The organism is Halorubrum rutilum (assembly GCF_042665015.1).
Taxonomy (GTDB): domain Archaea; phylum Halobacteriota; class Halobacteria; order Halobacteriales; family Haloferacaceae; genus Halorubrum; species Halorubrum rutilum.
This window is the reverse complement of sequence record NZ_JBHTBL010000005.1, coordinates 80,756-90,427: the sequence shown is the minus strand read 5'-3', so window position 1 is coordinate 90,427 and position 9,672 is coordinate 80,756. Positions and strand designations below refer to the sequence as shown.

Here is a 9,672-nt window from a genome sequence, read left to right as displayed (position 1 = left end):
TTCCGATAGCTCGCGCGTCGCTCTCTCGGTCGACCTCACTCGTCGATCGGCTCGGCGCACCACTGACAGAAGTCGAAGGACGGATCGGTCTCGCGGCCGCAGTGCGGACACGGGGCCGCGTCCGCGTCGGGCGTCTCGTCGGACGCCGGCGGGTCCCGAGGCTCGGTCGTTGCGCTCGTTCCCGACGCGGCGTCCATCCGCTCCGCCGACGCCTCCCGATCGGCCGGCTCCGACGCCGTCCGCCGTTCGCGTTCGTACTCGCGGTTCTGTCGGTGCGCCGTGACGTACGCGTCGATCACGCTGGCGGCGACGACGAGCACGGCCGGCGCGACGTCGGCGAGCGGCGGCACGTCGCCGGCGATCAGTCCGTCGACCGCCGCGTCGGGAACGAGCGCGACGACCGCCGCGGTGACCGCGACGTACCAGCCGAGCGCGCGAGCCCAGCGGCGGAGGTAGGCGTGCCCGAGCCCGGAGACGACGAGCGCCAGCAGCGCGGCGAGCCACGGCCGACGGCGGCTGCGGTCTGTCATGGGGCGGGATACGACCTTCGGGACCGTGTAACTGCCCCTCGCTCGGAGCGTTTATGTTGCCGAGACGCCGAGTCGAGATATGCTCGGATTCCCGGCCGGCGACTTCCTGATCGGGATCGGATACGCGGTGTTCGGGGTCGGGACGTGGTTCCTCGGGCTCGGGATAGCGTACCTCCTCTACCGGCGCTGGCGCGGCGACGGACCGCGGTCGAAGTACGGCGACTGAGTCGTCGGCCTCCCGGCTGCGCGACCCGTTTCGGTTCGGTCACGCTTTTGAGTGCGTCGGACCCAGATCCCGTATGACCGACACGGCGCTCGTCGTCGGCGGCACCCGGTTCATCGGGCGACACACCGTCTCCGACCTGCTCGCGAACGGCTACGACGTGGCGATGCTCAACCGCGGCAACCGCGAGGACCCCTTCGCCGACGACGACCGCGTGACGCACGTCGAGGGCGACCGGACGAGCGAGCGCGCCCTGCGCACGGCGAAGCTCTCCGCGGAGCCCGACGTCGTGATCGACTGCGTCGCCTACCGCCCCGACGACGTGGCGACTGCGGTCGACGTCTTCGCCGACGTCGACGGTTACGTGTACGTCTCGTCGGGGTCGAGCTACGCCGCCGAGGAGATCCCCAAGCGCGAGGGAGAGACGCCGCTAGAGCCGTGTACCGACGAACAGGCGACCGACGAGAGCGACGAGACGTACGGGAACCGGAAGGCCGAGGGCGACCGGATCGTGTTCGAGGCCGCCGAGGAGGGCGTCAGCGCGACCGCGGTCCGGCCCTGCGTCGTCTACGGGCCGTACGACTACACGGAGCGGCTCGACTACTGGATCGACCGCGTGCTCTCGCACGACCGCGTCGTCGTCCCCGGCGACGGCCAGAACCTCTGGCACCGCGCGTACGTCGAGGACGTGGCGAGCGCGCTCCGAATCGCCGCCGAGCGCGGCGACCCCGGCGCCGCCTACAACGTCGGCGACCGGCGGGCGTTCACCCTCGAAGAGACGCTGGACGCGATCGCCGAGGCCGCCGGGGCCGATCCCGAGGTCGTGCCGGCGAGCGCCGACGCGCTCGCGGCCGGCGGGCTCGAACCCGACGACTTCCCGCTCTACCGGGAGTACCCCCACCTGCTCGACACGTGCGCGCTCGCCGACCTCGGCTGGGAGTCGACCCCGGTCGACGAGGCGATGGCGCGGACCGTCGCCGAGCACCGGGAGGCCGAGCGCGACGGGAGCGAGTGGGACCCCGGACGCGAGGCTGAGGAGCGGGTGCTTGGCGTGAAGGAGACGCTGTAGCGGGGATCGCTACGGGTCGAGGCGGTGCGACGCGCGCGGCTCAGTAGGCGGCGTCCCAGCGCGACGGCTTCCGCCGGTTCCCGCAGTCGCCGCACTCCATGCGGTCCATCGTGTCGATGGCGACGTCGGTCCCCTCGCAGTTCCCGCAGAAGTAGCCGTAGCGCCGCTCTCGGTCGGGGTCGGCGTAGGCGACGTAGAAGGGACCGTCGGAGCCGCGCTCGCTCTCGTCGAAGGCGACGTAGACGGTGTCGCCGGCGGCCGTCTCGACGGTGCCCTCAGAGATGCCCGTCAGGCGGCTGACCTGTTTGCGGTACTCGCGCTCGTCGAACGTCTCCTCGCCGATCTCCACGCGCCGCTCGCCGACCAGCTCGTACCCCTCGCCCTCGTAGAACGCGGTCCCGACCTCGTTGGCGACGAGGACCCGCGCCTCGATGCGGTCGACGTCGGCGTCCCGGAGCTCCGCCTCGACGCGTTCGAGGAGCGCGGAGCCGATGCCGGAGCCCCGGTGGTCCGGGTGGACGTGGAGCCAGTCGATCTCGCCGACCCGCTCGCGCCGCCCGACCACGTAGCTCTCGGCGAACCCGACCACGGCGTCGTCGACGACGGCGACGGGACACACCGTCGTCCCGTCGTCGATGTCCGCGACGAGGTCGTCCCGGTCGTACCACTCGTCGACCGCCTCGGCGAGCAGCGCCTCGTCGACCGCGTGACCGTAGGAGGCGATCAGCGATTCGCGGGCGACTTCTCGGATCGCGTCGACGTCGTCTGCGGTGGCGTCGCGGAGTTCCATACGATACCCTTCGCGCACGGGCACAAAAAACACGTCCGAACGTGTCAGAACTACCGGATCGATCGGGGGCGTCTGGAGACGGAGGAGGTCGGAAGACGGAGCGGGCCGGAGAACGGAGGCGACTGCGCTACGAGATGGAGTAGGTCGCGGCGGCCATCAGTAGCATCGTGAGCGCGAGCGCGAGCGCCATCACGTAGGTGAGCGAGCGGTTCTCCCACCGGAGGTGCTGGAAGTAGGCGACGATGAGCAGCGTCTTGACCGTCGCGATCACCAGCGTCCCGCCGAGCGCCTGGGCGTACGTGAACTCGATGAACGTGGCCTCGAAGAGAATGAAGTTCAGCGTCGCCGCGATCAGGAGCGCGACGTATATCGCTGTGTAGAGTTTGAGCGAGTCGTCCGACATTGCTTGCCACCACCTTCGTCCGTGCGCTTAAAGAATTAACCATCCGGTCCCCGTTCCGCGATCGCTCGGTCCTTCGCTTCCGCGATCGCTCGGTCCTTCGCTTCCGCGATCGCTCGGCCCTCGTTTCGGTGGTCGCTCGGCCTTTCGCTTCGGCGCGCGCTCGTGCCCCGGGAGCCCCCGAAACGCCTATGTCGTCGACGCGCCGAACTGGCGGTGACACCTCCGACCGAGGACTCACCGTGGACCCGCTCGAACCGACGGACGACCTGCTCGAATCGCTGTACGTCGTCAACAAGGTCGCGAAGCGGTTCGCCGACGAGGCGACCGCGGCCTACGACCGCGGCGACGTCACCGAGAGCAACGTCCGTTCGGCCCGCAAGGACGCCCTCTACCGGACGAAGACCGCGGTCCTGTCGCGGATCGTCGCCCACGAGGGATCGCGCGTCACCGGGGAGTACCACGCGATCAACGGCGACGTCTGGCTGTTCCTCACGGTCCGCGGCTGGCACTTCCACCAGCCGCCGCGCGCGATCGGCGCCGCCCTCGCGGACGAGGTCGACGTCGCGAACGCGCCCGACGAGCCGATCGACGCGCCGTACGAGCGCGACGCCGCGGTCGAGCGATCGGACCGGTCGCTCGAAGACGCCCTCGCGCGGCTGGCGGAGGCGGGAGTCAACGCGAACGACCACCTCGCGCGGCCGACCGTGACGACCGAGCACGACCGGATCGTCGACGTGCGCTGGTCGTTCCTCCCGTAGTCGGGGCCGGACCCGCGGCCGTCCGGCTCGGCGTCGGTGTCGGCGCCGTCGGAAAAATCGGGAACCGCTGCGAGATCGGCCCGGCGTCAGGCCTCGACGACCTCGATGGCGCCGAGCATCCCGTTCGCCTGGTGCGGCGTGCACTGGTAGAGCTGGATCCCGGTGTTGTCGAACGACTGCTCGAAGGTCGTTCCCTCCTCGGCGACCGCGTTACCGCTGTTGAAGTCGGACTCGGACGCCTCCACGGAGGCGACGTTGTGAGCGCCGCCCTGGCCGGTCCACTCCCAGACGACGGTCGTGCTGGAGTCGATTCGGATCGCCGGGGGATCGAACGCGTAGCCGATGTCGCCGGCGCCGACGGCGACGGTGACCTCGTCCTGACCGGTGTAGTCGGCGATGGTGCCTTCGTACATCCGGGCGTCCGCGAGGTAGTCGTCGATCTCGCTCGGGACGTCGTCGAGGGCCTCCCCCGCGCCGCCCGAGCCGCCGTCGGAACCGTCCGACCCGTCACCGCCGTCACCGCCGCCCCCGCCGCCGGAACAGCCGGCGAGCGTTCCCAGGGCGAGCGCGGCTCCGGTTCCGGCGACGTACCGCCGTCTACTCAGTCTGTCAGACATCGTCGGAGGTAGGGGTTCGACCCTTACATACCTCTTGCTACGCCCCGGATCGTCGGAACGGTCAGAGGGGTTAAGTGGTTCCTCGGAGCGAGGGACCGCGGCCGCGCCGTCGGCGCCTTTATTCGCCGGCGGCACCGAGGTCGCGACGTATGCGGGAGGACGAGCTGGCGACGCGCGTCGTCGACCACTACGCGGCCGCCCGCGACGACCCCGAGGTGCGGCTGGAGGAGCCGTACGACGCCGACGGGCGGCGCGGGGTCGTCGACGCCTACGTCCGGCTGCGGACGCCCGAGCGCGTCGACCACGTGATCGAGCTCAAGGCCGACGCGGCCGTGCGCCGCGCGACCGGCGCGAACGAGGTCCTGCGCCAGTACCGGCGGATGGAGCGGTACTTCCACGCCGACGACCGGCACGCGCTCCGGCCGAAGCTGGGCCGCACCGAGCCGGGCGCGCGCTACCTGCTCCTGTTCGCGCCGACGCCGACCTGCGTCCACCACGTGGCCACGCACCGGTCGCTGTACGGCTCCGTCGACGTCGCGGCCCGCGTGGAGGACGTTCCGGCGGTCCGCACCGTCGCGTTCCTCACGGGGCTCGACGGCGATCCCGCCGACCTCGGGATGGCGTCGGTCAACGGGGACGCCCCGTTCGGCTCCGAGGCGTTCCTCGACGCCGTGCCGCCGGAGTCGCGGCTGGCGGAGAGCCTCCGGGGCGTCGACGACGACCTCGTCGAGTTCCCGTGACCGGTCGGCCGGGGCGCCGGCATGGAGACCGTCGACCGCGGCCCGCCCGACCGAAAGGCGCTTTCCGCCGCGCCGCGACCCACGACCATGATCACGGTCGCGTTGGCGGGGAAGCCGAACGCCGGGAAGTCCACCTTCTACACGGCCGCGACGATGGCCGACGTCGACGTCGCGAACTACCCGTTCACGACGATCGACGCGAACCGCGGGGTCACCCACGTCCGGACCGAGTGCCCCTGTCTCGACCGCGAGGAGCGCTGCGGCAACGAGAACTGCCGCGACGGGAAGCGGTACGTCCCGGTCGAGCTCCTCGACGTGGCCGGGCTCGTGCCGGGCGCCCACGAGGGGAAGGGGCTCGGCAACCGGTTCCTCGACGAGCTGACGAACGCCGACGTCGTCCTGAACGTCGTCGACGCCTCCGGGGCGACGAACGCCGAGGGCGAGCCGGTCGAGGTCGGCGCGCACGACCCGCTCGACGACGTGGACTTCGTCGAGGAGGAGATGGACCTGTGGCTCGCGGGCATCGTCGACCGCAACTGGGAGGGCGTCGAGCGCAAGTCGCGCTCGCCCGACTTCGACCTGGAGGCGTCGATCGCGGAGCTGCTGACCGGGTTCGGCGCGACGGAACGCGACGTGACGGCCGTCCTCCGCGGGCTGGAGTACCCCGACGACCCGAAGGCGTGGAGCGACGGCGACCGCGAGGCGCTCGCGCGGGCGACGCGCCGGCGCACCAAGCCGATCGTCGTCGTCGCCAACAAGGTCGACGCCGCGCCGGAGGGCGCGCTCGACCGGATCCGCGAGGGGACCGACAAGCCCGTGGTCCCGGCGACCGCCGACGGCGAACTGGGGCTGCGCCGGGCGGCCGAGGCGGGCGTCGTCGACTACGACCCCGGCGACGGCGACTTCGAGGTCCGCGGCGACATCTCCGAGGAGCAGCGCAGGGGGCTCGACGCGATCCGCGACGCGATGGCCGAACACGGCGGGACCGGCGTCCAGGCCGCGCTGAACGCCGCCGTCTACGACCTGCTCGACCGGATCACGGTCTACCCGGTACAGGACGCCTCGAAGTGGACGGACGGGACGGGCGACGTCCTCCCCGACGCCTTCCTCCTCCCGTCGGGGGCCACCCCGCCGGACCTGGCGTACGCGGTTCACACCGACATCGGCGAGGGGTACCTGCACGCGGTCGACGCGCGCTCCGCGCGGCGGATCGGGGAGGGCCACGAGCTGAGCGAGGGCGACGTGGTGAAGATCGTCTCGACCGCGGGGCCGTGAGCGGCGCGGGGAGGAGGGGCCGTCGCCGACGGCGTCCCGACTCCCCGCTCACTCCAGCGGCCGCGCGTACGTCACCTGCTTGGGTTCGAACCCCGCGTCCCGGTAGAACCGTCGCGCGTCGTCGTTGCCCCACTCGCACGAGACGGTGAGGTAGTCGCGCTCCTCGTCGCGAGCCAGCTCCGTCACCCGTTCCACGACCGCCGTGCCGTACCCCTGACTCCGACGCTCTTCGTCGATTTCGAGGTTCACGATCTCGAGGTACCGACCCCGCTGTCGGGAGGGTCGCTCGCCCGTTTCGAGCGTAACGAACCCGACGGTCTCGTCGCCGTCGACGACGAGGTAGTCGGTCACCGACGGATCGTTCAGGTGCGCGCGGAAGCCGTCGTCTGGGACCGCCGCCGCGTCCGCGTAGGCGACCTCGTTCAGTTCGGAGTACCGTTCCATCGACGTCGCGAGGTCGAACCATCTGTCGACGAGAGCGCCGAGGTCGTCCTCGGTCGCTTCGACGAGTTCCATGTCCGGACGGGGACGCGGTCGCCCTTCGGCCTTCGCTCGGCGTGGGTCGCCGGCGCGCTCGGGGGAGCCGAGTCGGCCCGGCGCGCGTGAGACCGACAGGCACATGCGGATCCCCCGAGAGGGGCCGGTAGATGCTCGGGCTGGAACACGACTTCCGGATCATCGACACCCGCGCGACGCTCGACCCGGACGAGTCCTCGGTCGCCACCCACGGCCGGGACATCTCCCCCGAGCGGCTAGAGCGCGAGATGCACCAGGCGGGCGTCGTGCGCGCGGTCGCGAGCCCCGGCCGCCGCGCGTCCGGACGGAGCTACCTCCGCGCGAACAACGCGGTCGCGCGCCTCTCGATCGACCGGCCGTTCGTCGCGTTCGCCCGGCTCAACGGCCCCCGCGATCCGGGCGACGGCCCCGTCGCCGCGGTGCGGAACCTGCGCGCCGAGCGGGACGACCACCACGCCCGGCCCGACGACGTCGAGCAGTACTCCTACGACGACCGCTTCCACGGGTTCACGCTCGTCCCGCACGTCGACGGGCTCCCGAACGAGGACGTGCTCGCCCGGCTGGAGGCGGCCGACCTCCCCCTCATCGTCCACGCCGGCAGGAAATTCCCGCCCGACGCCGTCGAGCGCGAGCTGCTCGACTACGACCTCCCCGTGGTGCTCGCGAGCTTCGGCGGCTACCCGCTCGACGCCGACCTGATGAACGAGACGCTCGACCTGCTCGACGAGTACGACCGGCTCTACGTCGAGACGAGCGCGGTCCGCTACCGGGAAGTGCTCGAACGCGGCGTCTTGGAGCACCCGGACCGCGTCCTCTTCGGCTCCGGCGCGCCCGACGTCCACCCGAACGTCGGGGTGATGGAGGTGCTCACCCTCGACGTCTCTGAGGACCTGATGCGCCGGGTGTTCGCCAAGAACCCCGCCCGGCTGATCCCCGCGCTCGCCGAGGGCGCGGACATCTGAAGCGACGCCCGCCCGAGCCGAGACGGCAGCCACTTGTCGCGCCGGCGCCGACCCGACGAGCATGAGCGACGCAGACGCGGGGACTGACGACGCGAACGGTGAAGCGGACGACCGCCTCGTCGAGGTCGTCCGCGCGACCGGCCACGAGCACGTCACCGCCGAGCACGCGAGCACCGTCGAACTCACGACCGACGACTGGCTCACCCCCGCGGGCGACTGCATCGTCGGCGTCGGTGCCGACCGCGCGCCCCGCGACTTCTCCCCCGAGTTCCGCGAGGCGTGTCGGGACGCGGCCGCGACGATCACGGCGACGTTCGCGGTCGGAGAGCCGGGGGCGGACGCCGCGGACCTCGCGGACCCCGCGCACGTCGACGAGATCGTCGGGCGGGGCGACCCCGGGCTCGCGCTGCTCGACGACCGCTCGATGGTCGGCCGGACGAGCGAGTACACGGACGACGAGCGCACGGTCTTCGTCGCGGGCGACGGCGCGGCCGCCGACCTCGACCGCGACCTCGTGGCCGCGCTCGCCGAGGGCGCGCCCGTGACGCTGCGGCTGGCGGTCGAACCGAGCGCGTGACGGTCGCCGTCCCCGGGCCGCGTCCGGTCCGGTCAGAGCCGGTCGGCGGCGTCGATGAGTTCGGTGACGGGGAACGGCTCGGTCCGGTCGAACGACGCGAAGACGGCCTCGTAGCGCGCCGAGGGCGACACGAGCACGACGACGTTCTCGAAGAACAGGGCCTGGGCCTCGAACGCCTCGTCGATGAGGTCCTTGAACTCGTCGCCGGTGACCTGATTCGCCATGATCAGCCGGTAGGCGGATTCGAGGTCTCCCCCCGAGTACCGCGACTCGACGTCTTCCCGGATGTACTCGACCTCGAAGTCGAGGGAGCCGAGGGAGGCGATCACGCGCGCCTCGGCGCCGTCGACGCCGCGGAGCGTCTCGACGAGTTCCGACACACCGGCGTCTTTTGCTGCTACCTGGTAAACCTGGCTATCCGGGACCGGTCCGGCCTCAGATCGGGAGCTCGGCGTCGGCCCCGACCACCCGGTCGACCTCCTCGGGCGCGCGCCAGTCGGTCGTGCGCTCCAGCAGCTGGACGACCATCCGACCCGTCACGCCCCAGACGGTGTAGCCGCCGACGTGGAAGTAGTGGACCCGGTGGTCGCCGTACTCCGGGTGCCCGAGGCGGCGCTCGGACTCGTAGTTCGCGGGGTCGGTCAGCTCGGCGACGGGGAGGACCGCCACCGCCGCGACCTCCGACTCGTCGGGGACGTACTCGCGGTCGGGCGCGACGCCGACGAAGGGACGGATCCGGTACGCGGAGGAGGTGCGCGTGTCGTCGAGCCGCCCGACGACGTCGACCTCGTCCGGGCGCATCCCGACCTCCTCGTCGGCCTCGCGGAGCGCGGTGTCGGTGAGGGTCCGGTCGACGGGCTCGCGGCCGCCGCCGGGGAAGCTCATCTGTCCGGGGTGCTCGCCGAGGTGGGCCGCGCGCTTCGTGAACAGCAGGTGGGCCTCGCCGCCGCGCTCGATGACGGGCGCGAGCACGGCCGCCTCGCGGCGCGCCCGAGTCACCTCCTCGGGCGCGTGCCGACGCAGCCCCGTCAGGTCCATATCGACCGTAGGCGTCCGGACGGGGTTAACGTTTCTCCGCGTTCCGGCGATCTGAAGAGGGGCCCGAGGGCGACGCGCTCGTCGCGACCCCGGACGGGGCGCGGCTCCGGGCGAGTGGCGTGTCGCGGCCGGGGACCCGCCCGCGCGGCTTCGGACGTTTTAAGCCCGCGACCG

Annotated in this window: 14 protein-coding genes; 7 read left to right on the top strand and 7 right to left on the bottom strand. The window is 71.9% G+C overall.

Features of this window, described 5'->3' with window-relative positions; translation table 11 throughout:
- Positions 1-35: 35 nt before the first annotated feature.
- Positions 36-530 carry a zinc ribbon domain-containing protein gene (locus tag ACFQMF_RS06685; RefSeq protein ID WP_256409361.1) on the bottom strand — a complete coding sequence of 165 codons (495 nt, stop codon included), beginning with the start codon at positions 528-530 and terminating at the stop codon, positions 36-38.
- A 79-nt stretch (positions 531-609) separates the two neighbouring features.
- On the opposite strand from ACFQMF_RS06685, the gene ACFQMF_RS06680 reads away from it, so the two are divergent.
- On the top strand, positions 610-756 hold the full coding sequence (locus tag ACFQMF_RS06680; protein ID WP_256409360.1) for a hypothetical protein: 147 nt from the start codon (positions 610-612) through the stop codon (positions 754-756).
- Between the two features lie 73 nt (positions 757-829).
- Positions 830-1,822, top strand: a complete 993-nt coding sequence (locus ACFQMF_RS06675; protein ID WP_256409359.1) for an NAD-dependent epimerase/dehydratase family protein — start codon at positions 830-832, stop codon at positions 1,820-1,822.
- Positions 1,823-1,862: 40 nt separating this feature from the next.
- Here the strand turns inward: ACFQMF_RS06675 and ACFQMF_RS06670 are convergent, their stop codons facing one another.
- Both ACFQMF_RS06670 and ACFQMF_RS06665 read right to left on the bottom strand, forming a co-directional pair.
- Positions 1,863-2,612 (bottom strand): GNAT family N-acetyltransferase, encoded by a 750-nt coding sequence (locus ACFQMF_RS06670; RefSeq protein ID WP_256409358.1) that lies wholly within the window; start codon positions 2,610-2,612, stop codon positions 1,863-1,865.
- A gap of 127 nt (positions 2,613-2,739) precedes the next feature.
- On the bottom strand, positions 2,740-3,015 hold the full coding sequence (locus ACFQMF_RS06665) for a cytochrome C oxidase subunit IV family protein (RefSeq protein ID WP_256409357.1): 276 nt from the start codon (positions 3,013-3,015) through the stop codon (positions 2,740-2,742).
- Positions 3,016-3,254: 239 nt separating this feature from the next.
- Here ACFQMF_RS06665 and ACFQMF_RS06660 point away from each other — a divergent pair, with 239 nt between their 5' ends.
- Positions 3,255-3,773: a hypothetical protein gene (locus tag ACFQMF_RS06660; protein WP_256409356.1), complete on the top strand. Its 519-nt coding sequence runs from the start codon at positions 3,255-3,257 to the stop codon at positions 3,771-3,773.
- A gap of 86 nt (positions 3,774-3,859) precedes the next feature.
- Here ACFQMF_RS06660 and ACFQMF_RS06655 read toward each other — a convergent pair whose 3' ends face one another.
- Complete coding sequence (locus ACFQMF_RS06655; RefSeq protein WP_256409355.1) at positions 3,860-4,390, bottom strand: halocyanin domain-containing protein; 531 nt, start codon at positions 4,388-4,390, stop codon at positions 3,860-3,862.
- Between the two features lie 149 nt (positions 4,391-4,539).
- On the opposite strand from ACFQMF_RS06655, the gene ACFQMF_RS06650 reads away from it, so the two are divergent.
- Positions 4,540-5,130: a hypothetical protein gene (locus tag ACFQMF_RS06650; RefSeq protein WP_256409354.1), complete on the top strand. Its 591-nt coding sequence runs from the start codon at positions 4,540-4,542 to the stop codon at positions 5,128-5,130.
- Between the two features lie 87 nt (positions 5,131-5,217).
- Positions 5,218-6,405 (top strand): redox-regulated ATPase YchF, encoded by a 1,188-nt coding sequence (locus ACFQMF_RS06645; protein ID WP_256409353.1) that lies wholly within the window; start codon positions 5,218-5,220, stop codon positions 6,403-6,405.
- A gap of 48 nt (positions 6,406-6,453) precedes the next feature.
- Here ACFQMF_RS06645 and ACFQMF_RS06640 read toward each other — a convergent pair whose 3' ends face one another.
- On the bottom strand, positions 6,454-6,921 hold the full coding sequence (locus ACFQMF_RS06640; protein WP_256409352.1) for a GNAT family N-acetyltransferase: 468 nt from the start codon (positions 6,919-6,921) through the stop codon (positions 6,454-6,456).
- Between the two features lie 131 nt (positions 6,922-7,052).
- On the opposite strand from ACFQMF_RS06640, the gene ACFQMF_RS06635 reads away from it, so the two are divergent.
- Positions 7,053-7,883: an amidohydrolase family protein gene (locus ACFQMF_RS06635; protein WP_256409351.1), complete on the top strand. Its 831-nt coding sequence runs from the start codon at positions 7,053-7,055 to the stop codon at positions 7,881-7,883.
- Positions 7,884-7,944: 61 nt separating this feature from the next.
- Positions 7,945-8,460, top strand: a complete 516-nt coding sequence (locus tag ACFQMF_RS06630; RefSeq protein ID WP_256409350.1) for a DUF371 domain-containing protein — start codon at positions 7,945-7,947, stop codon at positions 8,458-8,460.
- A 32-nt stretch (positions 8,461-8,492) separates the two neighbouring features.
- On the opposite strand, the gene ACFQMF_RS06625 is transcribed toward ACFQMF_RS06630, so the two are convergent.
- Positions 8,493-8,840, bottom strand: coding sequence for a DUF7522 family protein (locus tag ACFQMF_RS06625; RefSeq protein ID WP_256409349.1), 348 nt, complete (start codon positions 8,838-8,840; stop codon positions 8,493-8,495).
- A 55-nt stretch (positions 8,841-8,895) separates the two neighbouring features.
- Complete coding sequence (locus ACFQMF_RS06620; protein ID WP_256409348.1) at positions 8,896-9,498, bottom strand: NUDIX hydrolase; 603 nt, start codon at positions 9,496-9,498, stop codon at positions 8,896-8,898.
- Positions 9,499-9,672 lie beyond the last annotated feature (174 nt).

Coding starts and splice junctions, on each gene's coding strand:
- ACFQMF_RS06630 (WP_256409350.1), top strand. CDS start 7,945: ATGAGCGACGCAGACGCGGGGACTGACGACGCGAACGGTGAAGCGGAC.
- ACFQMF_RS06635 (WP_256409351.1), top strand. CDS start 7,053: ATGCTCGGGCTGGAACACGACTTCCGGATCATCGACACCCGCGCGACG.
- ACFQMF_RS06620 (WP_256409348.1), bottom strand. CDS start 9,498: ATGGACCTGACGGGGCTGCGTCGGCACGCGCCCGAGGAGGTGACTCGG.
- ACFQMF_RS06680 (WP_256409360.1), top strand. CDS start 610: ATGCTCGGATTCCCGGCCGGCGACTTCCTGATCGGGATCGGATACGCG.
- ACFQMF_RS06650 (WP_256409354.1), top strand. CDS start 4,540: ATGCGGGAGGACGAGCTGGCGACGCGCGTCGTCGACCACTACGCGGCC.
- ACFQMF_RS06670 (WP_256409358.1), bottom strand. CDS start 2,612: ATGGAACTCCGCGACGCCACCGCAGACGACGTCGACGCGATCCGAGAA.
- ACFQMF_RS06675 (WP_256409359.1), top strand. CDS start 830: ATGACCGACACGGCGCTCGTCGTCGGCGGCACCCGGTTCATCGGGCGA.
- ACFQMF_RS06645 (WP_256409353.1), top strand. CDS start 5,218: ATGATCACGGTCGCGTTGGCGGGGAAGCCGAACGCCGGGAAGTCCACC.
- ACFQMF_RS06665 (WP_256409357.1), bottom strand. CDS start 3,015: ATGTCGGACGACTCGCTCAAACTCTACACAGCGATATACGTCGCGCTC.
- ACFQMF_RS06655 (WP_256409355.1), bottom strand. CDS start 4,390: ATGTCTGACAGACTGAGTAGACGGCGGTACGTCGCCGGAACCGGAGCC.
- ACFQMF_RS06685 (WP_256409361.1), bottom strand. CDS start 530: ATGACAGACCGCAGCCGCCGTCGGCCGTGGCTCGCCGCGCTGCTGGCG.
- ACFQMF_RS06640 (WP_256409352.1), bottom strand. CDS start 6,921: ATGGAACTCGTCGAAGCGACCGAGGACGACCTCGGCGCTCTCGTCGAC.